Raw genomic sequence first — 22,803 nt, 5'->3', positions numbered from 1 at the left:
ATCAACAGAGGGTCGCAATCATGCCGGGGTCAGCAGGCCAGCACACCCATATCCTGCACCAGGAAACGGGCTACGAAAAAGGTAACGAGGGTCAGAGGACCTTGCGGATGGTCTCTTCGAAGCTGACTACGTGGTGCAGGGCGAGCTCGGCGGCACGGTCTTCGTCGCCGTCGGCGATGGCCGTGAGAAGGTCGGCGTGTTCGGAGATGTGGCCGGACACGGAGGGCATCTTCTCCAACATGTGGCACCAGATGCGGGTGGCCAGGTTGTCGTACCGGATGAGGACGTCTTCGAGGTGCGCATTGGCTGAGGCTTTGTAAATGAGCCTGTGAACCTGGATGTCGTAGCGCATGAGTTCCTGGGAGGAGTTGTCCTGGCCTTCAAGATCACGGATGGCGGCTGCGACTCCGCGGAGTTCGGAGCGCATGGCGGGGCTGGCCATGCGGGCGGCTTTCCTGGACGCGAGCGGTTCCAGGAGCTCGCGGATCTCGGAGACTTCGGCGAGCTGGGTGATGTCCACGCCGGTGGCGAAGGTGCCGCGCCGTGGGTACGACACCACGAGGTGGTCGCTCTCAAGGCGTTTGATGGCTTCGCGGACGGGGGTGCGCCCGATCCCGAGTTCGGCGGCGATCTGGCCGTCGTTGATGGGGTCGCCGGGCTTGATGTCCAGCATGATGAGCCGGTCGCGCAGCAGCAAGTAGGCGTTCTCCGCCAGGGATGTACCCTGCGGTACTGATTCCAGTGCTTCCAGTGCTGCGCTCATTAGTCTCTCCCGTTAGTCGCATTCATAGTCTGCTCGATGAGTTACCGCTGACCTGTTGACGACTATGTGATCTCCAACATACTATGGCAATAGTTCTAATATATCAGTTGCCTAACAGTCGGCCACTAGACACGCCTTTGAAGGAGAACACCATGGTTGAACCGCTGATCCGCCCGCTTGCACAGGCGGACCCGGAGGTCGATCAGGCGATCGCCCAGGAACTCATCCGCCAGCAGTCCACGCTGGAAATGATCGCCTCTGAGAACTTCGCTCCCACGGCCGTCATGGAGGCCCAGGGATCGGTACTGACCAACAAGTACGCCGAGGGCTACCCGGGCAAGCGCTACTACGGCGGCTGCGAACACGTTGATGTGATCGAACAGCTGGCCATCGACCGCCTGAAGTCACTGTTTGGTGCCGAGTTCGCGAACGTCCAGCCGCACTCCGGTGCCCAGGCCAACGCCTCGGCCATGCACGCGCTGATCACCCCGGGCGACACCATCATGGGCCTGAACCTGGCCCACGGTGGCCACCTGACCCACGGCATGCGCATCAACTTCTCCGGCAAGCTGTACAAGGTTGTCCCCTACGGCGTCCGCGAGGACACCCACACCGTAGACATGGCTGAAGTTGAGCGCCTGGCTCTTGAGAGCAAGCCGCAACTGATCGTCGCCGGCTGGTCGGCATACTCCCGCCAGTTGGACTTCGCCGAGTTCCGCCGCATCGCTGATCTGGTGGGCGCCTACCTCATGGTGGACATGGCCCACTTCGCGGGTCTAGTGGCTGCAGGTCTCCACCCCAGCCCCGTGCCGCACGCCCACATTGTCACCAGCACAACCCACAAGACCCTGGGCGGACCGCGCGGTGGTGTGATCCTCACCAACGACGCAGACATCGCCAAGAAGGTTAACTCCGCTGTCTTCCCCGGTCAGCAGGGTGGTCCGCTGGAACACGTCATCGCAGCCAAGGCCGTCGCCTTCAAGATGGCTGCCGAGCCCGAGTTCCAGGAACGCCAGGTCCGCGTCCTTGAAGGTTCCAAGATCCTTGCCCAGCGTCTCCTCCAAGAAGACGTAGCTGCAGCCGGCATCTCCGTTGTCAGCGGCGGAACGGATGTCCACCTGGTTCTTGCCGACCTCCGTCACTCGGTCCTCAATGGCCAGCAGGCCGAAGACACCCTGCACCGCATCGGCATCACGGTCAACCGCAACGCTGTCCCCTTCGATCCCCGCCCGCCGATGGTCTCCTCGGGTCTGCGCATCGGAACCCCGGCCCTCGCCGCCCGCGGTTTCAAGGCTGAGGACTTCACCGAAGTCTCAGACATCATTGCGACGGCGTTGATCGCCGCAGCGAACAGCGGCACCCAGGCAGGCACCGAAACAGGAACTGAAGCAGGCACCCAAGCCGACGTGACCCTGGACGAGACCACCGCCGTCGAACTCCGCAGCCGCGTCACCGCGCTGGCAGAGAAGTTCCCGCTTTACCCGCACCTGAACAACAACGGCAATGGCGCCGCAACCGAAGCAGAACTGATTGGAGCAGCCCAGTGAGTGCAGACCACCTCCCCGAACACCCGGACTTCCTCTGGCGCAACCCGGACCCGAAGAAGAGCTACGACGCCGTGATTGTGGGCGGCGGCGGGCACGGCCTGGCCACCGCGTACTTCCTGGCGAAGAACCACGGCATGACCAACATTGCCATCCTGGAAAAGGGCTGGCTGGCCGGTGGAAACATGGCCCGCAACACCACCATCATCCGTTCCAACTACCTCTGGGACGAGAGCGCTGCCATCTACGAGCACGCGCTCAAGCTCTGGGAAATCCTCCCGGAAGAGCTGGAGTACGACTTCCTGTTCAGCCAGCGCGGCGTCATGAACCTGGCCCACACCCTGGGCGATGTCCGCGAAAGCGTTCGCCGCGTGGGCGCCAACCGGCTCAACGGCGTGGACGCTGAGTGGCTTGACCCGCAGCAGGTCAAGGAACTCTGCCCCATCCTGAACATCAACGACAACATCCGCTACCCCGTCATGGGTGCCACCTACCAGCCGCGTGCAGGCATTGCCAAGCACGACCACGTTGCTTGGGCTTTCGCCCGCAAGTGCGATGAGCTCGGTGTGGACATCATCCAGAACTGCGAAGTCACCGGCTTCATCAAGGACGGCAACCGGGTTACCGGTGTCCAGACCACCCGCGGCACCATCAACACCGAAAAGGTGGGCCTCTGCGCCGCCGGCCACAGCTCGGTCCTGGCAGAAATGGCCGGCTTCCGCCTGCCGATCCAGTCGCACCCGCTCCAGGCACTGGTGTCCGAACTGCACGAACCCGTCCACCCCACAGTGGTCATGTCCAACCACGTGCACGTATACGTCTCCCAGGCCCACAAGGGCGAACTGGTGATGGGCGCCGGCGTGGACTCCTACAACGGCTACGGCCAGCGTGGCTCGTTCCACGTGATTGAAGAGCAGATGGCAGCAGCCGTGGAACTCTTCCCGATCTTCGCCCGGGCCCACGTGCTCCGCACTTGGGGCGGCATCGTGGACACCACCTTGGACGCCTCGCCGATTGTTGGCCTGTCCCCGGTGGAGAACATGTTCGTCAACTGTGGTTGGGGAACCGGCGGCTTCAAGGGCACCCCCGCGGCGGGCCTGACGTTTGCGCACACCATTGCCACCGGCGCACCGCACCAGCTGAACAAGCCGTTCGCACTGGAACGCTTCGAGACCGGTGCCCTGATCGACGAACACGGCGCCGCAGCCGTAGCCCACTAGCCAGGACAGGACAGGAAAGACATGCTCCTCATTTCATGCCCCAACTGCGGGCCACGCGACGAAACCGAATTCCACTATGGCGGCCAAGCGCACGTCGCCTACCCGGAGAGCCCCAACGACCTCTCGGACCGTGAATGGGCCGAATACCTGTTCTACCGGGAGAACACCAAGGGCACCTTCGCCGAGCGCTGGGTCCACAGCACGGGCTGCCGCCAGTGGTTCAACATGCTCCGCGACACCGTGAGCTATGAGATTCACTCCATCTACGGGATGGGCCAGCCACGACCGGAGCTCAAGGCAGGTGCCGGGACAAGCGCCGGCACAAAGAGCGAACCCACCCAGCCAGGCGAGTTCACCCAGGCCGGAGACTTCGGCCAAGCCGGCGAACCAGGCCTCGCCCCCGGCGCCGCGGCCCCCACGGCCACCACCCCCATCTCCTCGGAAGGAGTCTAGAAGTGACCAGTAAGAACGCACGCCTCGCCACCGGCGGACGCATCGATCGCAGCATCTCCTGGCGCTTCACCGTGGACGGCCAGGAATTCACCGGCCACCCGGGTGACACCATCGCTTCGGCGCTGTTGGCCAATGGCCACATCAACGCCGGCAACTCCCTCTACGAGGACCGCCCCCGCGGCATCATGGCCGCCGGCGTGGAAGAGTCCAACGCCTTGGTCAAGATCGCTCCCCGCTTCCGCGGACATGTTGCCGAGTCCATGCTTCCCGCCACCGCAGTTTCACTGGTGGACGGCATGAACATTGAGCTCCTGTCCGGCTTGGGCAAGCTGGATCCCAACGAGGACAAGGCTGAGTACGACAAGAAATATGTCCACACGGATGTCCTGGTAGTCGGCGGCGGTATTGCCGGACTGGCAGCAGCCCGCGAAGCTGTCCGCACCGGTGCCCGCGTCATCCTCATTGACGACCAGCCGGAACTCGGCGGCTCGCTGCTCTCCGGTTCCACTGCCCCGGAGCTGGCAGAACTGATCGAAGGCAAGCCGGCTCTGGAATGGGTTGCTGATGTGGAAGCCGAACTGGTTTCCGCCGGCGAATGCACGGTGCTGAACCGCACCACGGCTTTCGGTTCCTACGATTCCAACTACTTCATCGCAGCGCAGAACCGCACGGACCACTTGAGCGTTCCGGCAGCCTCCGGCGTCTCCCGCCAGCGTATTTGGCACATCCGTGCCAAGCAGGTTGTCCTGGCTCCCGGCGCCCACGAGCGTCCGCTGGTGTTCGAGAACAACGACCGCCCGGGCATCATGCTCGCCTCGGCGGCCCGCACTTACCTGAACCGTTACGCCGTGGCAGCCGGTTCACGCGTGGTCATCACCACCACCAACGATTCCGCTTACGCTCTTGCCGCGGACCTGAAGGCAGCAGGCGTGGCGATTGCCGCTGTCGTCGATGCCCGTCCGCAGATCAGCGCGAAGGCCGCCGCCGCCGTCGAGTCCGGGATCCGGGTCCTGATCGGCAGCGCCGTGGCTGACACGTCCGCGGACGGGAACGGCCGCCTGAATGGCGTCACCGTCCGCAGCATTAACGACGACGGCGAACTCACCTCGGGCGTCGAGCAGCTGGCTGCCGATCTCCTGGCAGTTTCCGGTGGCTGGAGCCCGGTGGTCCACCTCCACAGCCAGCGCCAGGGCAAGCTGCGTTGGGATGACGAGCTCGCAGCGTTCATTCCCACCGCTCCCGTCAAGGACCAGCACGTGGTGGGCGCAGGCCGTGGCAGCTTCGAACTCCAGGATTGCCTGGCGGAGGGCATCTCGGCCGGATCAGCAGCATCCATCGCCGCCGGCTTCGAGTCCGCCACCACCCCGGCGGAACTGCAGGCACCTGTGGCAAGCGCTCCAAGCCGCCAGCTGTGGCTGGTCCCCGGCCAAACAGGTGAGCCCGGCGAATGGCACCACCACTTCGTTGACTTCCAGCGCGACCAGTCCGTGGCCGACGTCCTCCGCTCCACCGGGGCAGGCATGCGGTCCGTGGAGCACGTCAAGCGGTACACCTCCATCAGCACCGCCAATGACCAAGGCAAGACGTCCGGCGTCAACGCAATCGGCGTCATCGCCGCGGCGCTGAAGTTCGGCGGAGCTGAGAACATCCCGGGCGTCGGCGAGATCGGCACCACCGCTTACCGTGCACCGTTCACGCCCGTGGCCTTCGCAGCGTTGGCAGGCCGCCAGCGTGGCGAACTGTTCGACCCCGCCCGCGTCACCTCCATCCACCCTTGGCACGTTGCCCAGGGCGCACTGTTCGAAGATGTTGGACAGTGGAAGCGCCCCTGGTACTACCCGCAGGCCGGGGAAGATATGGACACGGCAGTCCTTCGTGAATGCGCAGCGGTTCGCGACTCCGTGGGCTTCATGGACGCCACCACCCTGGGCAAGATCGAGATCCGCGGCAAGGACGCCGGCGAATTCCTGAACCGCGTGTACACCAACGCGTTCAAGAAGCTCGCCCCGGGATCCGCCCGCTACGGTGTCATGTGCACCTTGGACGGCATGATCTTCGACGACGGCGTAACCCTCCGCTTGGACGACGACCGCTACTTCATGACCACCACCACCGGCGGCGCAGCCAAGGTGCTGGACTGGCTGGAAGAGTGGCACCAGACCGAGTGGCCGGAACTCGATGTGGTCTGCACGTCCGTCACGGAGCAGTGGAGCACCATCGCCGTGGTTGGCCCCAAGTCCCGCGCAGTGATCGCCAAGGTTGCTCCCCAACTCGCCGAAAACGGTGGCCTGGACGCTGAAGCCTTCCCGTTCATGACGTTCCGCGAGACCACGCTGGCCTCCGGAGTGCAGGCCCGGGTCTGCCGCATCTCCTTCTCCGGCGAACTGGCCTACGAGATCAACATCCCGTCCTGGTACGGACTCAACACCTGGGAAGCTGTTGCTGCCGCGGGTGCCGAGTTCAACATCACCCCGTACGGCACGGAAACAATGCACGTCCTCCGCGCTGAGAAGGGCTACCCGATTGTTGGGCAGGACACCGACGGTACGGTTACCCCGCAGGACGCCGGTATGGACTGGATTGTCTCCAAGGCCAAGGACTTCATCGGCAAGCGCTCCTACCTTCGGCAGGATGCCAGCCGCGAAGACCGCAAGCATCTGGTGAGCGTCCTCCCCGTGGACCACTCGCTTCGGTTGCCGGAAGGCACGCAGTTGGTGGAAAAGGGCATACCGGTCAACCCGGCCCAAGGACCCGTCCCCATGGAGGGTTTCGTGACCTCCAGCTACCACAGCGCCGCACTGGGCCGTTCCTTCGCCCTGGCACTCATTCAAAACGGCCGCAACCGCATCGGCGAGACCCTGGTGGCCTCGCTGGGAGACCAATTGGTGGACGTGGTTGTTGGCGAAACCGTACTTTTCGATGCTGAAGGGACCCGCAAAGATGGCTGAAACAGCAACACCAGCAGAAACCGCACACGTCGACCGCGTCCGGGGCGCCCGCCGCAGCCCGGCCGAGCACCTGGCTGAGGCCTTCACCTCCGGCTCCGTGCCGGGCACGGTGACGCTCACTGAAATCCCGTACCAGGCCATGGTGGGCATCCGGGTTCACCGAACGTCCGACGCCGGTGCCCGCGTTGCAGCCGTGACCGGCGGCTTGCCTGCCACGTGCGGTGAGGTGACAGACGGTGGTGGAATCAACACCCTGTGGCTTGGCCCCACGGAGTTCATGGTGGTCGCACCGGAAGAAGCCCACGATTCGCTCGGAGGCTCCTTGGTCAGCGATCTGACCACGGCATTGGGCAACGACGCGGGCCAGGTGGTGGACCTGTCCGCCAACCGCACCACGTTTGAGCTCGCGGGCAGCCACGCCCGCGCCGTGCTGGAGAAGACCTGCGCCTTGGACCTGCACCCCCGGGTCTTCAAGGCCGGCACGGCTGTTTCAACCGAGCTTGCGCACATTCCGGTAATGCTCTGGAAGACCTCGGACGAGTCCTACCGGATCTTTCCCCGCGCCTCGTTTGCCGACTTCCTGGGACGCTGGCTCCTCGACGCCATGCGGGAGTATGCCTCCCCAGAGGTCCCCTAATGGCACTGAGTGTGCTTGATCTGTTTTCTGTTGGCATCGGGCCGTCGTCTTCACACACGGTAGGCCCGATGCGCGCGGCAAAGCAGTTCACGGACGGTCTTGAATCGTCCGGCCAGCTTCCGGCTACGGTGCGCGTCCAGGCAGAGCTTTTCGGCTCGCTGGGCGCCACCGGCCGGGGCCACGGCTCAGACAAGGCCGTGGTGCTGGGGCTGCAAGGCCACTCCCCCGAAACCGTCAACACCCACACTGCCGATGACCAGGTTGCCGCCGCGGCACTCGACGCGGAACTGCGCCTGGCCGGCAACCACCGGGTGGACTTCAACTGGGACGAGGACGTGGTCCTGCACCGCCGCAAGTCGTTGCCCGCCCACCCCAACGGGATGACCTTCCGGGCGCTGGACCATGCGGGCACCGTACTCCGGGAGCGCAGCTACTACTCCATCGGCGGCGGCTTTGTGGTGGACGGGGACGTCTCCGGAGCCGACAAAGTGGTAGCCGATGACACTGTCCTGCCCTACCACTTCACCACTGCCGACGAGCTGCTGGCCATCTGCCTCCGCGAAGGCAAGTCCATCTCGGACATCATGCTGGCCAACGAACTCGTGTGGCGTTCCGAGGACGAACTGCGCGAACGGTTGCTGGGAATCTGGGCCGTCATGCAGGAATGCGTGGAAAATGGGTGCGCTGCCGAGGGAATCCTGCCGGGAGGCCTGAAGGTCAGGCGACGGGCGCCGTCGTTGTTCAAGAAGCTTTCCGAAACTGACGCAGGCCTCAACGGAGCAAAATCTGCGGACCCCCTCCTCGCCATGGAATGGGTCAACCTCTTCGCCTTGGCCGTGAACGAGGAAAACGCCGCGGGTGGCCGGATTGTCACCGCGCCCACCAACGGTGCCGCCGGAATTGTCCCGGCCGTGCTGCACTATTACACCAAGTTTGTTCCGGGAGCCAACGACGACGGTGTCGTGCGGTTCCTGCTGGCGGCGGCCGCCGTCGGAATCCTGTTCAAAATCAACGCGTCCATCTCCGGTGCCGAAGTCGGCTGCCAGGGTGAGGTGGGCTCCGCCTGCTCCATGGCCGCCGCCGGTCTCTGCGAAGTCCTCGGCGGAACGCCCGAGCAAGTGGAAAATGCCGCCGAAGTGGGCATCGAACACAACCTGGGCCTTACCTGCGATCCCGTGGGCGGGCTGGTGCAGATCCCCTGCATCGAACGCAACGCAATCGCCAGCGTCAAGGCCATCAACGCCGCCCGCCTTGCCCTGCACGGCGACGGCAGCCACAAAGTGTCCTTGGACAAAGCCATCAAGACCATGCGCGAGACAGGCGCAGACATGAAATCCAAATACAAGGAGACCTCCCGTGGAGGCCTCGCCGTCAACGTAGTGGAGTGCTAGCCATGACTGCCATCCAAACTGAAACTGCTGCCGTTTCCTCCCCGGAGACGACCGTGGAACACGTCCTCACCCTCGACTGCCCCGAAGGTCCCGGAATCGTGCACGCCGTGTCCGGCTTCCTGCTGGACCACGGCTGCGACATCATCGACAACAAGCAGTTCGGTGACCGCGCCGAGGGCCACTTCTTCATGCGCGTGCATTTCGCGTCCGACGGCGATGCCTCCACGGTTGAGGCGCTGCGGGAGGCTTTCGCCCCCGTTGGCGAGAAGTACAGCATGAATTGGCAACTGGAGCAGCAGGGGTACAAGCGACGCGTGCTGATCATGGTCTCCAAGTTTGGGCACTGCCTGAACGACCTCCTGTTCCGAGCACGGATCGGCGAACTGCCCATCGACGTGGTGGGCGTTGTCTCCAACCACACCGACCACCAGGGATTGGCGGAGTGGCACGGGATCCCGTTCTTCCACGTTCCCGTCACGGCGGCCACCAAGCCCGCAGCCGAGGGTCGCTTGCTGGAGATCATCGATGAACTCGACGTGGAACTCATCGTCCTGGCCCGGTACATGCAGGTGCTCAGCGATGATCTGGCCCGCAAGCTCGATGGCCGCGCCATCAACATCCACCACTCGTTCCTGCCCAGCTTCAAGGGTGCCAAGCCCTACCACCAGGCTTACGCGCGTGGCGTGAAAACTGTGGGCGCCACAGCCCACTACGTGAACGGCGAGTTGGACGAAGGTCCCATCATCGCCCAGCAGGTAGTGGAGGTGGACCACACGTTCGGGCCGGACGATCTCGTAGCCGCCGGCCGGGACACCGAATGCAAAGCCCTCAGCAACGCCGTTCGCTGGCACTGCGAGGGGCGGATCATCCTGAATGGGAACAGGACGATCGTGCTGAAGTAGGGCTTTGCAAGCAGCCATTTCGATGGTTCCCTGCGCAGACGCTGTTGCGAACGGCACTGTACGCAGGGAGCCATCGAATTGGCGTTTAAGGGGTTATCCGTTGACGGCGTTGATCCAGACGCCGATGATCCATGTGCTCGCCGCGGCACACGCCAGCCCGAACTCCACCAGGATCCCGATGCCCGTTGCCTTGAGCGCGGCACCACTGGATCGGATGGCCATACGGAAGTCACGGGTCCGCTGGACCTCGCTGAGCAGCAGCCCGACTGCGAAGCCCACAAAGAGCCCCACCACGGGAATGACGAACATGCCCACTACGCCCAGCACTACGCCGATGAGCACCGACCGGTTGGGAATACCGTGTTGCTTGAGCTTTCGTCCGGTGAGCACGGCGCTGGCGGCCATACCGGCCACCACAAACACCATGCCGACGGCAAAGATCACCCAGCCGAGCGGACCGGCGCCTCCCCAGATAGCCCAGGCCAGCAGGCTCGCGCCGATGAGAATACTGCCGGGAAGTACAGGAATGATGGTTCCGGCCACGCCTACCGCAATGGCCAGGCCGCACAGGATGGTCACGATCAGTTCGGCGTTCATGTCCTTCAGTCTATGCACAGCAGCGCGGGGTCACTGATGACCCCTTCAGTGCGCCATGACGGTGCTAAGTGACACCGCGTTGCCCCTTAACCACAAACGACGGCGACGCTCCCCAGCACGGGGGGCGTCGCCGTCGTCGGTCTTGCGTAGGTAACCGCTACCGGGTAACCGCTACTCAGCCACGGCGGCAGCAACTGCCGCGGTGACGGCCGGTGCCACGCGGGCATCCAGCGGGCTCGGCACGATGTAGTCCGCGGAGAGGTCTTCAGCGGCCAACTCAGCGATGGCGTTGGCAGCGGCGATCTTCATGGCGGGCGTGATGCGGCGGGCCTTGGCATCCAGCGCGCCACGGAAGATGCCGGGGAAGGCCAGCACGTTGTTGATCTGGTTGGGGAAGTCGCTGCGTCCGGTGGCAACAACGGCCGCGTACTTCCGGGCAACCTCGGGGAGAACCTCCGGGTCCGGGTTGGACAAGGCGAACACGATCGACTGATCATTCATGAGCTTCAAGTGCTCTTCGTCCAGCTTGGAGGAGGAGACGCCCACAAAGACGTCTGCACCCGTCAGTCCCTCGCCAGGACCACCGGTGATGCCGCGGGGGTTGGTGCGCCGGGCCATGCGGGCCTTGACGCTGCCGGGGTCTGCCACGAGGTCGGCGCGGTCAGCGTTGACCACGCCCTTGGAGTCGAGCAGGATGACGTCCTTGACGCCAACAGCAAGAAGAATCTCGGCAATGGCGATACCAGCGGCGCCTGCACCGGAAACAACAACCTTGAGCCCGGCCAGTTCGCGCTGGGTCACCTTGGCGGCGTTGGTCAGGGCTGCAAGAACCACGACGGCGGTGCCGTGCTGGTCGTCGTGCATGACCGGGCAGTCGAGGGCCTCGATGAGGCGCTCTTCGAGTTCGAAGCAGCGGGGAGCGGAGATGTCTTCGAGGTTCACGGCGCCGAAGCTGGGGCGCAGGCGGACCAGGGTCTCAATGATCTCGTCCACGTTGGTGGTGTTCAGTACCAGCGGGATGGAGTCGAGGTCCCCGAAGGACTTGAACAGGGCGGACTTGCCTTCCATCACCGGCAGGGAGGCGCTGGCGCCGATGTTGCCGAGGCCAAGGACCGCGGTGCCGTCGCTGACCACAACCACCAGGCGCTCGGCCCAGGTGTGGGTGCGGGCGAGCTCGGGGTTTGCGTGGATTGCGCGGCTGACCTGCGCAACTCCGGGGGTGTAGGCGATGGAAAGGTCGCGCTTGTTGTTCAGCGGCACGGTGCTGGAAATGGTCAGCTTGCCGCCTTCGTGGGCTGCGAAGATCTCTTCTTCGGTCAGTACCAGGGCGTCGTTGTCTGTAGCAATTGTCTCAATGGACACGTCTTTGTCTCCTCAGGCTAGCCGTGGACCCACGGCATGGTTCGGGCAGGAACAGAACTGCTGTAGCGGACCAAGGATGGCTGGTCCGGCGTTGCTTCTGCAGATAGGGGGCTGCTAGCCGCTTCGGTGTTTCCAGCCTAGGGAGCCGACGGGGGTACAAGATTCAATACCAAGAGAGACGATTCGAGAGTAAAACGTTCAACCAGCTCTAATTGTGATCCACGTCATGCAAAAAAGCGTGTTCAGAAGCCCTGCTGGTCTAGACCAGACGGCACATTCCGTCATTCTCCGGTCAGCAGCGAGCAGGCTTTCTTCAGATCTTTTTCAGCCTCGAACAGGGACAGTCGTCGGCATCGAACGGCTTGGACAAGCCCACTGACGAGGTGAAGCAGGATCCTGGCACGCACGGAATCCTTCCCGGTGTCCTTGCTGAGCGAACCCACCACTTCCTCGGACAACGCATCGATCTCGCGCAGCAACTGTGCGGTGTCGTCGTCCTTGCCTGCAGGACGGATCAAGCAATGCTCAACCCCCGGCTGCATGACCCTCAGGTGGAAGATTTCCATCATCAACCCCGCGAGCGCGTGCCCTTTGCCTTCGCGCCGACGGACGCCGTCCCGGAGCTCCCGCAGCTGCTGCCTGTACACGGCCAACATCAGGTGGGCTGTGGAGGGAAAGTAGCGGTACAGCGTGCCGAGCGGGATATCAGCCCTGGCCGCGACGTCCGAAAGGCTCAACGTATCGAACTGCCTCTGGGCAAAACCCTCAGCCGTCTTCAGGATGCGGGCATAGCGCAGCTGCTGCCGCGGGGTGGTGGGCGCGGCAGCCATACGGGGCAACCCCGTGGTCAGGTCAAGGGAATACGGTTCCAGTGAGTTTAAGGCGGGCATTTCCGGCGATCTCTTGGCAGGCTGACAAGGAAGCGGCCGGCTGGGTCAATGACCCGCGGCTGGCCGATCGCATCAATGATACGGGAGCTAAATGACCGTTTCCTGAGAGCTCACCAGACAAGAAGCGCGCACGCCGCTCCCTGCCATTGGCGCTCCGCGCACATACACTGCAGGCAGGTCTGGATCACGGGAGGAACGCACATGGGGACATTTCGACGCCGGATGGCAGCGGCGCTGCTGACCGCCGCTGTGGCGGCCATGGCACTGAGTCCGCTCCCGGCGTCGGCCGCCCAAAGCAGCGGACCCGATCCCGTCCTCAGCGGAGAGGCGTTCGTCGGGGGCAAGCTCAGCGTAGACATCGGCCCGTACACGTTCTACGGCTGCGGCGGCGGCAAGGGACCGGACTTCACCATTTACTGGACCAGGGACGGGTTCCTGGTGGCCGGCGAGACCGCGCGGACTTACGCACTGCAGCCCGACGACACCGGGGCGCGGATGGCCGCCCATGTCACCGCCAGCAAGACCGCCTGCAGCGGCGAGTCCCTGCACAGCGATGAAACCAAACCCGTGGGTGCCGCCAACCGTGCGGCCGGGTTCACGGGCCGGAGTTTCGAGTTGCTGGCCCGCGGCACCGACGGTGCGCTGCAGCTCTACGGCCGCAAGGGAAGCGCATGGGAAGCGGCCCGGACAGTGGGCTGGGGCTGGAACATCTTCAACCTGACCTTCTCGCCGGGCGACTTCAACGGCGACGGCAAGGGCGATGTGATCGCCAGGGACTCCGCCGGAACCCTCTACCTCTATGCCGGCGACGGAACCGGTGGCTGGAAACCTGCACAGACCATTGGCAAGGGCTGGAACGTCTTCGACACGATCGTGAGCCCCGGAGACTTCAACGGCGATGGCCACAACGACGTCCTGGCCCGCGAACCCGGCGGCGCTCTCTATCTGTACCCGGGCAATGGTTCCGGAGGCTGGTTGGCAAGGACCGCCGTCGGGCAAGGCTGGCAGATGATGGATGCCCTGCTGACGCCGGGGGACTTCAACGGCGACGGCAACGTGGACGTTCTGGCACGGGACCGCAGCGGCTATCTCTACTTCTACGGCGGCAACGGTGCGGGCGGCTGGACGAGGTCATGGCTGATCGGGGTCGGCTGGAACGCGCTGAAAGCAGCGGGTGCCGCGGGGGACTTCGACAATGACGGTTTCAACGATGTCTATGGCGTCGATCAGCAGGGCCGGCTGGTGATCTACTACGGCAACGGGCGCACGGGATGGCGCGGATCTGAGATCGCCGGGAGTGGTTGGAGCGGATTCACAACGATCTTCTAGGGGAAACCCCCGCGCGGTAGAATTAGCCCCATAAAGTCTGGGGAGGACATCATGAACGCACCATCGCGCCCTACGTCAGGTGTGCGCCGGGTGGTTGCTGGCATTGCAGCGGCGGTCGTCGCCGCACTCGCCTTCGCGCCGGCACCCGCCATGGCAACCATGGACCCTTCGAATCCCGTGGTTCATGGTGCGCCGTTCGTTGGCTCAACACTCACGCTTGAGATCGATCCTGCTTCCTACCGTGGCTGCGGCGCCGCAGCCGGCCCGGACTACGGCATTTACTGGACCCGCGACGGCGTTCGAGCCGAAGACCACTGGGCGTGGTGGACCTACACACTCGATGAGTCGGATCGCGGCAAGACCATCGCAGCCCATGTCGTAGCCAGCCAGAACGGGTGCGAGCCGCTGGAAGTCTCCAGCGAAGAGACCGCCCCGATCTCCGCCTCCAACAGGGCGAACGGCTTCACCGGGCGCGGCGCTTTTGAGATGCTCGCCCGCCGCACCGACGGCACGCTCATGATGTATCCCCGCGTCAACAACGCCTGGGAATCCGCCAGGACAGTGGGGCCGGGGTGGAACGGTTTCGGAACTGTGGTTTCCCCCGGCGATTTCAACGGCGACGGCGCCAACGACATCCTGGCCAAGGATTCGGCCGGCAACCTCTTCCTTTACTCAGGAACGGGCAACGGCGGTTTCCTCGCCGGGCGCCAGGTAGGCAGCGGCTGGAATGCCTTCAATTCGATCGTTTCCCCCGGCGACTTCAACGGCGACGGCACCAACGACCTCCTGGCCCGCGACGCCGGCGGCCTCCTCTACCTCTACCCGGGCAACGGAAACGGCGGCTGGCTCACCCGCTCCGTGGTGGGCAGCGGATGGAACGTGGTCAACAAGATCATCACCCCCGGCGATTTCAACGGCGATCACAACGTGGACCTCCTGGCCCGCGACGCCGCTGGAGCCTTGCGCCTGTATAAGGGCAACGGCGCGGGCGGCTGGGCCGGCATGACGGTTGTCGGCCAAGGCTGGGGCGGCATGGCTACCATTGGCGGGGCCGGCGACATTGACGGCAACGGCAACGTGGACGTCTACGCGGTGGACGGCTCCGGCCAACTGCTCGCCTACTACGGCGACGGCGACGGCGGCTGGAACGGCGCCGGTGCCATCGGTTGGGGCTGGGGCGGTTTCAACGCAGTCTTCTAAGACTTGGGGGATTCCATGACATTGCATTCTTCCGCCCCGACTTCCCGGCGTCCGCTGCGGCTGGGCCTCCATCTCCTTCTGGCCATTCTCCTGTGCGCCGCCCTCTCCATCGCGGTTCCGCCACCGGGCGCCAACGCAGCAGGACCGGCGCCGCTGCCTACTGTGGTGACGCGGACTTCACCCGCCACCGTGGTCCCCGGCAATGTCATCTCCCTGTCCTTCACCCTGAGCGGGCCGGCCCAGGAAGTGGGATTCGCGTACGTCAACGAGGACACGCTGGAGCAGGCCATCCTCTACGGACCCACCAGCCAAGCCCCGGGGCCCTACAGTGCACAGGCCAAGGTGCCGGTCAACGGGAGCGCGTTCAAACGCACGGGCCGGTACAAACTCCTCAGCGTCAACATTGTGCTTCCTGCAGGGCAGGGATCCGTGCGCTACGGCCGTGACGGCAACATCCTCTTCCTGAGCCAAGGCCTCGAAGCGCCAACGCAGCGGCCCGGCGCCCTGGACGGAGTCGACTTCGCCGTCAACAACCCCAACTTCCCGCTCATCGACAACCCCAACACCAAAACACCAGTAGTGTCCGGAGTGGCCCGCTACGACCAAGTGCTGACCACTGACAACGGCACCTGGACCTACCCGCCCACCGGCTTCGCGTACCAATGGCTGCGGAACGGCCAACCCATCGCCGGCGCCACCGTCAACAGCTACCGGGTAGCCGAAGCCGACCTGGACCAGACCCTGTCCGTCCGCGTCACGGCCACCCGGGCGGGGTACCGGGCTGTGTCGGCGTCCTCCCTGCCACTCACCCCCACCTCCCCCATTACCGCAACCGCCCCTACGCTCCAAGGCAAGCTGACCGTGGGCGAGAAACTCACCGGCGTCTTTACCGAGAGCAGCGTCTCCACCGGGACAGCCGGCGGCGCCGTCAGTGTCCGGTACGAATGGGTACGGAACGGTACCCCCATCAACGGAGCCACCGCCAAAACCTACACGCTGACCGCGGCCGACCGTGGCGCCGTCGTCGGCTTCCGTGCGGTGGTCCAGGCCGGAAACCCGGCCACGGCCACCCGCCCGTTCACGGTGTTCAGCCGCACCGTGGTGCGGAACAAGGCCCACACAGCAGGGTTCGACGCCGGCACCTCCTTGGACCTGTTCGCCGGGAACGCCGCGGCGAACCTTGTCCTCTACCCAACGGATGGCGCCGGACGATGGCAAGCGGCGAAGACCATCGGGTATGGCTGGGATGTATTCGACCTCGTATTCAACGCCGGCGACTTCAACGGCGATGGGTTCAACGACGTCCTGGCACGCGACGACGCCGGCACCCTTTTCCTCTACCCGGGCAACGGGACAGGCGGCTGGCTGCCGCGTAGGGAGGTCGGCTGGGGATGGGACGTCTTTGACTCCGTCATAGCGGCCGGCGACTTCTCCGGGGACGGCACCAACGACCTCCTGGCCCGGACCCCTGCGGGGGCTCTGGTCCTCTACCCCGGGAACGGCGTGGGCGGTTTCCGCTCGCCGGGCGCAGTCGGCCAGGGCTGGGATGCCCTCAGCCAGGTCTTCTCCCCCGGCGATTTCGACGGTGATGGCAACCCCGACGTCATGGGCCGCGACAACGCCGGAAACCTCCGCCTCTACGGCGGCAACGGCAGCGGTGGCTGGACCACCGCACGGTCCATCGGCACCGGCTGGAACGTCATGTCGCGCATCGGCGGCGCAGGAGACTTCAACGGCGACGGCTTCAACGATGTCTGGGCCATCGACGCCGCCGGGCAGTTGAACATGTATTACGGCAGTGGCAGCGGCAGTTGGAAGGGCGCTGGCGTTGTCGGTTGGGGCTGGGGCGGGTTCAGCACGGTGTTCTAAGCCGATTTCGGTTGAGTTTCGGGTTTTGACGCACGACACATTTGAGCGATTAACGATAATCCAATCCCAATAGCTGTACCCGGCGGGGCCGAACTGTATCCTCATCTCAATTGGCCTCGACAGGCCGCTCTGGTCTGCACCTTTTGGGGGAATCTTGGGGTCTCATTCTGCTCTGCGCTTTCGCGCTGCGTCCACCGCTGTACGAGCGCTCCTCATGGCGCTGGTTTTTACGTTGGCATTCGTCGTCTTGACCCCCGTTTCACCCGCTGTGGCTGCTACACCGGTCCTCTTCACTTTTGCGCGGACCTCCCCTTCAACGGTCGACGCCGGGGCTCCTGTCAGCTTTTCATTCACCACCTCCGCTGCGGTCAAGCGCGTTGAGGTGGGGCTTCGGAGTGCTGCGGGAACGCACCTTCTGGCCTGGACCTCCTCCGGAGCCAAGGCCGGGACTGTGGCCGGCGTTGCCTCCCCTTCCTCGTGGCCGAACGGCACGATCGAGGTCAGCTACGTCCAGGTGATCACCACTGTGGGCACCTCACAGGTGTATTACCGCGGTGGCGGCGTCTTTCCGCCGGGCACCGGCGCCGCGCCTTTTGACGACCCCGCTGCACAGGACTTCAAAGTCAGGAACGCTTCGTTGCCCTACACAGCGCCCGTTCCTACATCGTTCCTGCCGGCCAAAGCCACGTTCGCACCAGGACAGACCGCAGGGGTGCAGGTCAAGCTCTCCCAACTTGCCCAGGCGGTCCGGCTGGTCTACCGGGATGCTTCAGAGGTCACCGCCTTCGAGCTGACGTGGGCGGGCAACCCAGCGCCGGGACCCCAGACCGTCACGGCCACGGGCGCCATCACGGCAGCCCAGGCTTCGGGAAAGTACACCCTGGAGCGCGTGGAAATCTCCTACTTCGATGGGCTGGCCAAGGACTCCTACCTTCGGGATGGGACACTGGAACGGACCTCACCGGTGCCGTTGGGCACCGCCGTTCGGGCAGGTCTAGCTACCGGCGATTTCGTGGTGAGCAACCCTGCGAGGGTGCTGCAGAAACTCTCTCCGACTGTCAGCCCCAGCGTTACCGGCGCCATGGTCTACAACACCGAACTTGGCATCAATCCCGGAACGTGGCCCGTTGAGCCAACATTCTCCGGCTTCCAGTGGTACCGGAACGGCACACCCATCGACTACGCCGTCAAGGACACGTACCAGTCCAACATGTCCGTCGACCCCGGGAACATGATCTGGGTGAAAATGACTGCCCGGGCGGCCGGGTACTTGCCCGCCAGCGTGTCCACTTTGGCGTTCGGCCCAATGCCACGCCGCGTCTGGGTCGGCAACCTGAACATCACCGGTGACGCATCCGTGGGCGGCGTCCTCCATTTGGAGCATGGTGCGGCCGGCGTCGATCCGGTGGGCGGGCAGCCCAGCTACACCTATGTATGGAAGCGCAACGGAACCCCTGTTCCAGGGGCAACCTCCCGGGACTACCGGCCAACAATTGCCGACAAGGGTGTTGTTATCACAGCGGGAGTGACGGCCCGCTTCGACGCAGGCTCGGCTGTCACCGAAGTAGTGGATCTCAGGGGTCCCATCTCAGACAAAAACCGCGGCAAGGGCTTCAACGGGGACGGCACAGGGGACATCTTCGCCCGGGATACCGGCGGCAACCTGTGGTTGTACCCCAGTAACGGCAGCGGCGGCTGGTTACCCGCCCAGAAGATAGGTCAAGGGTGGAACGGCTTCAACGCACTCCTTTCGCCCGGCGACTTCGACGGCGACGGAAACGTGGACGTCATGGCCCGCGACGGTGCGGGCAGGCTCTTCCTCTACCAAGGCAACGGCCAGGGTGGGTGGCTCAGATCATTCCAGATCGGTCAGGGTTGGGGTTCCATGAAGGACATCGTGGCACCCGGCGACTTCAACGGCGACGGCACAGCAGACCTCATTGCCCGGGATGCTTCGAACACGATGGTCTTCTACCCGGGCAACGGCCGAGGCGGATTCCTCACCCCACACGTCCTGAGCGGTGGATGGAGCCGGTTCGATACGTTCGTGTCGCCGTCGTCGGGGATCGTCTTCGCCCGCGACAGCGACGGCAACCTCCGGATGTACTCCGGCTCCGGCAACGGATATTTTGCGGACAATGCGTGGACGCCCAACGCCTTCAGCGCTTATGCAGGCTACGGCTGGGGAGGCTTCAGCAGGATTGGGGCACCCGGGGATTTCGACAGCGATGGTGTGCCGGAGGTTTACGGGATCCACCCCGATGGACGGATGACCATGTTCTACGGATTGGGCCACGTCGCCCTGAAACGCCAAGCCACCATTGGTTGGGGCTGGAACGCCTTCAACACCGTCTTCTAGGCCATGCGTACACCTACTTCACACCATTCGAGGGAAGACATCATGACGACTCGGACCGCTGCGGGGATTGGCCCCATCACGTTTCGGCTCTTTGCTGCGCTGCTGGGACTCGTCCTGGCCGCAGTGATGCTGGCACCGTCCGGGATCTCCTCTGCGGCGGCAGCTGAAGACCCTGTGCCAAAGATTGTTTCCGTCCAACGGATGTCCACCCCCACTGTTGCCCCCGGCGGCATAGTGAAGATCGCCTTCACTTTGGCGCAGCGAGCCCAGCGTGTGGAGTTCCGTTACACTGACGAATCCCAAGTCACCGAACACCGCGTCATTTGGTCGGGGACACCGGCGGCCGGACCGTTGACCGCAACAGCTTCGTCTGCGGTGGCACCCGACGTTTTCTTCAATGGCGTCCACAAGTTGCAGAGCGTGATCATCAGCTACGGTCAACAAACACTGGCCTACTACCGTGGCTCAACCTCTGGAGAAACACTCCCTGCTGCGTGGGAGACACTGGACTTCACAGTCAGCAATTCCGCAAAAATCCTTGGTGCCAACGCCAACCTGACCCTGCCCGCTCTGGGGATCAGGAAGGAAGCGGGCTACTCCTACCTTTCCTTCAGCGTCGACCACGGAACATGGGCTGCGCCGCCGTCGGACTACACCTACGAATGGTTCCGGGATGGCGTCCGCCAGTCTGCCGACGCCAGTTGGTTCAATGTTCCGGACAAGTTTGCCGGTACGGGCTCCGGCCTGACCCTGAAACTCACAGCCATGGCAGCAGGCCACCTGCCGGAAACTGTTGAAACCGCTCCCTTCTACTTGGTGGACGCGGTCGATCCACGGCTGCCCTCCAATGTCGCCGTGCGGAGCCCCATCAACGCGGGGTTCGACGCCTCAACCATCAAAGGTCTCCCGACCGGAGCCAAGCCGACGGTCAGCTACCAATGGCTGGTGGACGTCGCAGTGCCTATTGCCGGAGCAACCGGCGCTACCTACAGCCCCAAACCAGGCGAAGTGGGTAAGCAACTCGGCGTAGCGGCGGTTGTCAGCTACGCCGGAAGCGTGGTGGGCATCTTCCGCAGCTCGAGCGACCCAAGGGTCAAGATGCACTCGCTCCTGCGTGACTTCGACGGCGACAGCAGGCCTGACGTAATCACCAGGAAACCCAACGGCACACTCACATTGTTCTCCGGGGGAGACAGCGGAGAGTTCAAGAGCGGGAGCAAAGACATTGGCTGGGGCTGGACCAACTTCACCTCCTTGTCATCTCCGGGCGACTTCGACGGCGACGGCAGAATGGATGTTCTGGCCCGTGATGCATCCGGACAGTTATGGCTTTACCGGGGCAACGGACGCGGCGGCTGGCTGGGTTCCTCGGTCATTGGCACAGGGTGGGGTGGTTTCAGCGAGATCATTCCCGCCAGCGACTTCAACGGTGACGGAACAAGCGACGTCCTGGCGCGCGATACGCAGGGCCGGTTGTTCCTCTACCCCGGCAACGGCCGTGGCGGGTGGCTCACAGCATCGCAGGTCGGGCAGGGGTGGAACGTCTTCAACAAAGTGTTCACGCCAGGCGACTTCAGCGGAGACGGCGCCTCCGACATTCTGGCCAGAGGAACGGACGGGAGGCTCCATGCCTACTACCCCGATGGAAAGGGTGGCTGGTCTTCCTCACGGGTATTGCAGGGAAATTACGCGTCCAGTCGCTATATGGGTGCCCTCGGTGGTTTCAATTTGTGGGAGCCGTACAACTACTTCTTCAATGTGACGGACCAAGGTGCTTTCCGCGGCGAGGAGATGAGTCCTGACGGCTATTCCTACCGACAATCGCATGAGATCGGCACAGGCTGGGGCTACCTGACAGCCGTTTTCTAAGCCGATTTCGGTTGAGTTTCGGGTTTGACTTGTCTTTTCCCTGAATTTTTGCCAGCAAATTCCCAGACTGTCGTTCCGGCGTTGTACTCTCAAGTCACTTACACCCGCCGGCCATCTGGGACCGGCTTGATTTGGGGGAACAATGGGGATCACTCCTTTGCGCCGCGTGCGCAGTTGGCTGGCAGCGATGACGGGCAGCATCGTCTTGGTTGGCGGGCTGGGCCTAACCCCGGCAGCGCAGGCCGATGACACTTTTGCGCCGGTCCCGGTGGCGGTCTCCACTACGCCGGACTCGATCGCTGCGGGCGGACAAGCAACATCCAGGATTACGGTCCAAGCCTCAGGTCCCATCAACGACGTTTACGTGCTCTTCCGCAACACAGCCACCGGCAAGCTGCACACGGAGATGACGCAGGGTTCCTACAGCGCTGCCGACTCGACCTACTCGTTCGACGTGTTCTTCGCTCAAGGGACTCCGCCGGGAACGTATGTTGCGCAGTATCTGCAGATCCTCACCGCCGCCGGGCAGGAACTCGGCTACTGGCGCGACGGTTCGCTGATCCACAACCCGGGCAATCTGCCGGGGTCCGGCACCGTTGCTGTTGCCTTGGATGCCTTGGACTTCAACTACGTGTCGCCCGTGGACATCGACCGGCCCCACACCTCAGGCTCCTACCGCACAGAGTACTGGGATCCCTACACCATGAGCCTTTTCATCCGTGACTCCGGAGGCCGCCTGGGCCTCTTTCCCACCGGTGGCAACGGTACGTGGAAACAGGCCTACCAAGTTGGTTCCGGGTGGAACATCTTCAACCTCATGTTCTCCGCCGGGGACTTCAACAATGACGGCGAGAACGACGTCATTGCCCGCGACGGCGCGGGTTCCCTCTTCCTCTACCCCGCGGACGGTCAGGGCGGCTGGTACCCGCGTCAGCAAATCGGTTGGGGCTGGGGCATCTTCAGCTCCATCTTCCCTGCTGCCGACTTCAGCGGTGACGGCAACAACGACCTCTTGGCCCGCAAGCCATCCGGGGAACTCGTCCTGTATCCGGGCAATGGACACGGCGGATTCCTTAGTGCATCAACAGTTGGCTGGGGCTGGAACGGCATGACGTCCGTCTTCTCACCAGGCGACTTCAACGGTGACCACAAGCCCGACGTTCTGGCCCGCGACGCGGCAGGTAATCTGCGCTTCTATGGCGGCAATGGCTATGGAGGGTGGACCACCAGCAGCGTGATTGGCCAGGGTTGGAACGCGATCACCAAGCTGGGCGGCGCAGGGGACTTCGACGGCGACGGCGCCAACGATGTCTGGGGCATCGACACCTCCGGTCAGATGCGCATGTACTACGGCAACGGCTCCGGTGGTTGGAAGACCTCGGGCGTTGTCGGTTGGGGCTGGGGCGGCTTCAACGCGGTCTTCTAGACCACCCTCATGGCTGTTGGTTGAGGGCCTCCTCCGGAATCAGC

The 22,803-nt window shown here is 64.0% G+C and carries 17 protein-coding genes; 13 read left to right on the top strand and 4 right to left on the bottom strand.

The window, feature by feature from the left end; genetic code table 11:
• Positions 1–91: 91 nt before the first annotated feature.
• Complete coding sequence (locus ACIQLI_RS19170; protein WP_089596525.1) at positions 92–763, bottom strand: GntR family transcriptional regulator; 672 nt, start codon at positions 761–763, stop codon at positions 92–94.
• Between the two features lie 152 nt (positions 764–915).
• On the opposite strand from ACIQLI_RS19170, the gene glyA reads away from it, so the two are divergent.
• Genes glyA through purU form a run of 7 tightly spaced genes read left to right on the top strand, consistent with a single transcriptional unit; the run spans position 916 to position 9,858 of the window.
• On the top strand, positions 916–2,310 hold the full coding sequence (glyA, locus tag ACIQLI_RS19165) for a serine hydroxymethyltransferase (RefSeq protein WP_400391262.1): 1,395 nt from the start codon (positions 916–918) through the stop codon (positions 2,308–2,310).
• Positions 2,307–3,527 (top strand): sarcosine oxidase subunit beta family protein, encoded by a 1,221-nt coding sequence (locus tag ACIQLI_RS19160; RefSeq protein WP_354232868.1) that lies wholly within the window; start codon positions 2,307–2,309, stop codon positions 3,525–3,527. Before glyA ends, ACIQLI_RS19160 begins: the two co-directional genes overlap by 4 nt.
• Before the next feature lie 21 nt (positions 3,528–3,548).
• Positions 3,549–3,980, top strand: a complete 432-nt coding sequence (locus tag ACIQLI_RS19155; protein WP_354232869.1) for a sarcosine oxidase subunit delta — start codon at positions 3,549–3,551, stop codon at positions 3,978–3,980.
• Between the two features lie 2 nt (positions 3,981–3,982).
• Positions 3,983–6,928 carry a sarcosine oxidase subunit alpha family protein gene (locus ACIQLI_RS19150; RefSeq protein ID WP_400391258.1) on the top strand — a complete coding sequence of 982 codons (2,946 nt, stop codon included), beginning with the start codon at positions 3,983–3,985 and terminating at the stop codon, positions 6,926–6,928.
• Entirely contained in the window at positions 6,921–7,565 is a 645-nt protein-coding gene (locus ACIQLI_RS19145) for a sarcosine oxidase subunit gamma family protein (RefSeq protein WP_354232871.1), read from the top strand. Before ACIQLI_RS19150 ends, ACIQLI_RS19145 begins: the two co-directional genes overlap by 8 nt.
• Positions 7,565–8,956, top strand: a complete 1,392-nt coding sequence (locus ACIQLI_RS19140) for an L-serine ammonia-lyase (RefSeq protein WP_400391255.1) — start codon at positions 7,565–7,567, stop codon at positions 8,954–8,956. Before ACIQLI_RS19145 ends, ACIQLI_RS19140 begins: the two co-directional genes overlap by 1 nt.
• Before the next feature lie 2 nt (positions 8,957–8,958).
• A complete protein-coding gene (gene purU, locus ACIQLI_RS19135) occupies positions 8,959–9,858 on the top strand; it encodes a formyltetrahydrofolate deformylase (RefSeq protein ID WP_354232873.1) in 900 nt (299 codons plus the stop codon).
• Positions 9,859–9,951: 93 nt separating this feature from the next.
• Here purU and ACIQLI_RS19130 read toward each other — a convergent pair whose 3' ends face one another.
• The 3 genes from ACIQLI_RS19130 to ACIQLI_RS19120 form a co-directional block, all read right to left on the bottom strand.
• Complete coding sequence (locus ACIQLI_RS19130) at positions 9,952–10,455, bottom strand: DUF456 domain-containing protein (protein WP_354232874.1); 504 nt, start codon at positions 10,453–10,455, stop codon at positions 9,952–9,954.
• Positions 10,456–10,626: 171 nt separating this feature from the next.
• Positions 10,627–11,817, bottom strand: a complete 1,191-nt coding sequence (locus ACIQLI_RS19125; protein ID WP_354232875.1) for an NADP-dependent malic enzyme — start codon at positions 11,815–11,817, stop codon at positions 10,627–10,629.
• 281 nt (positions 11,818–12,098) lie between these two features.
• Positions 12,099–12,707, bottom strand: a complete 609-nt coding sequence (locus ACIQLI_RS19120) for a TetR/AcrR family transcriptional regulator (RefSeq protein ID WP_400391251.1) — start codon at positions 12,705–12,707, stop codon at positions 12,099–12,101.
• A 201-nt stretch (positions 12,708–12,908) separates the two neighbouring features.
• Between ACIQLI_RS19120 and ACIQLI_RS19115 the strand changes: the two genes are divergently transcribed.
• The 6 genes from ACIQLI_RS19115 (at position 12,909) to ACIQLI_RS19090 (ending at position 22,759) form a co-directional block, all read left to right on the top strand.
• The gene (locus tag ACIQLI_RS19115; RefSeq protein WP_400391248.1) at positions 12,909–14,036 is read left to right on the top strand and encodes an FG-GAP repeat domain-containing protein; all 1,128 of its coding nucleotides are present in this window, start codon (positions 12,909–12,911) and stop codon (positions 14,034–14,036) included.
• Between the two features lie 51 nt (positions 14,037–14,087).
• Positions 14,088–15,236, top strand: coding sequence for an FG-GAP repeat domain-containing protein (locus ACIQLI_RS19110; protein WP_400391245.1), 1,149 nt, complete (start codon positions 14,088–14,090; stop codon positions 15,234–15,236).
• A gap of 15 nt (positions 15,237–15,251) precedes the next feature.
• Positions 15,252–17,105 (top strand): FG-GAP-like repeat-containing protein, encoded by a 1,854-nt coding sequence (locus ACIQLI_RS19105; protein ID WP_400391242.1) that lies wholly within the window; start codon positions 15,252–15,254, stop codon positions 17,103–17,105.
• Between the two features lie 214 nt (positions 17,106–17,319).
• Positions 17,320–19,464: an FG-GAP-like repeat-containing protein gene (locus ACIQLI_RS19100; RefSeq protein ID WP_400391240.1), complete on the top strand. Its 2,145-nt coding sequence runs from the start codon at positions 17,320–17,322 to the stop codon at positions 19,462–19,464.
• Between the two features lie 42 nt (positions 19,465–19,506).
• Positions 19,507–21,333 carry an FG-GAP repeat domain-containing protein gene (locus tag ACIQLI_RS19095; protein ID WP_400391237.1) on the top strand — a complete coding sequence of 609 codons (1,827 nt, stop codon included), beginning with the start codon at positions 19,507–19,509 and terminating at the stop codon, positions 21,331–21,333.
• Positions 21,334–21,475: 142 nt separating this feature from the next.
• Positions 21,476–22,759 (top strand): FG-GAP repeat domain-containing protein, encoded by a 1,284-nt coding sequence (locus ACIQLI_RS19090; protein ID WP_400391234.1) that lies wholly within the window; start codon positions 21,476–21,478, stop codon positions 22,757–22,759.
• Positions 22,760–22,803 lie beyond the last annotated feature (44 nt).

It is taken from the genome of Paenarthrobacter sp. NPDC091669 (assembly GCF_044756725.1).
In the GTDB taxonomy this organism is placed as follows: domain Bacteria; phylum Actinomycetota; class Actinomycetes; order Actinomycetales; family Micrococcaceae; genus Arthrobacter; species Arthrobacter bambusae_C.
The sequence above is the reverse complement of the archived record's forward strand: the minus strand, read 5'-3'. Positions and strand labels throughout refer to the sequence as shown.

What these genes read in the sequence shown, in the direction of transcription:
- ACIQLI_RS19110 (WP_400391245.1), top strand. Translation starts at nt 14,088, where the DNA reads ATGAACGCACCATCGCGCCCTACGTCAGGTGTGCGCCGGGTGGTTGCT.
- ACIQLI_RS19095 (WP_400391237.1), top strand. Translation starts at nt 19,507, where the DNA reads ATGACGACTCGGACCGCTGCGGGGATTGGCCCCATCACGTTTCGGCTC.
- ACIQLI_RS19155 (WP_354232869.1), top strand. Translation starts at nt 3,549, where the DNA reads ATGCTCCTCATTTCATGCCCCAACTGCGGGCCACGCGACGAAACCGAA.
- purU (WP_354232873.1), top strand. Translation starts at nt 8,959, where the DNA reads ATGACTGCCATCCAAACTGAAACTGCTGCCGTTTCCTCCCCGGAGACG.
- glyA (WP_400391262.1), top strand. Translation starts at nt 916, where the DNA reads ATGGTTGAACCGCTGATCCGCCCGCTTGCACAGGCGGACCCGGAGGTC.
- ACIQLI_RS19145 (WP_354232871.1), top strand. Translation starts at nt 6,921, where the DNA reads ATGGCTGAAACAGCAACACCAGCAGAAACCGCACACGTCGACCGCGTC.
- ACIQLI_RS19140 (WP_400391255.1), top strand. Translation starts at nt 7,565, where the DNA reads ATGGCACTGAGTGTGCTTGATCTGTTTTCTGTTGGCATCGGGCCGTCG.
- ACIQLI_RS19120 (WP_400391251.1), bottom strand. Translation starts at nt 12,707, where the DNA reads ATGCCCGCCTTAAACTCACTGGAACCGTATTCCCTTGACCTGACCACG.
- ACIQLI_RS19130 (WP_354232874.1), bottom strand. Translation starts at nt 10,455, where the DNA reads ATGAACGCCGAACTGATCGTGACCATCCTGTGCGGCCTGGCCATTGCG.
- ACIQLI_RS19115 (WP_400391248.1), top strand. Translation starts at nt 12,909, where the DNA reads ATGGGGACATTTCGACGCCGGATGGCAGCGGCGCTGCTGACCGCCGCT.
- ACIQLI_RS19105 (WP_400391242.1), top strand. Translation starts at nt 15,252, where the DNA reads ATGACATTGCATTCTTCCGCCCCGACTTCCCGGCGTCCGCTGCGGCTG.
- ACIQLI_RS19090 (WP_400391234.1), top strand. Translation starts at nt 21,476, where the DNA reads ATGGGGATCACTCCTTTGCGCCGCGTGCGCAGTTGGCTGGCAGCGATG.
- ACIQLI_RS19100 (WP_400391240.1), top strand. Translation starts at nt 17,320, where the DNA reads ATGGCGCTGGTTTTTACGTTGGCATTCGTCGTCTTGACCCCCGTTTCA.
- ACIQLI_RS19170 (WP_089596525.1), bottom strand. Translation starts at nt 763, where the DNA reads ATGAGCGCAGCACTGGAAGCACTGGAATCAGTACCGCAGGGTACATCC.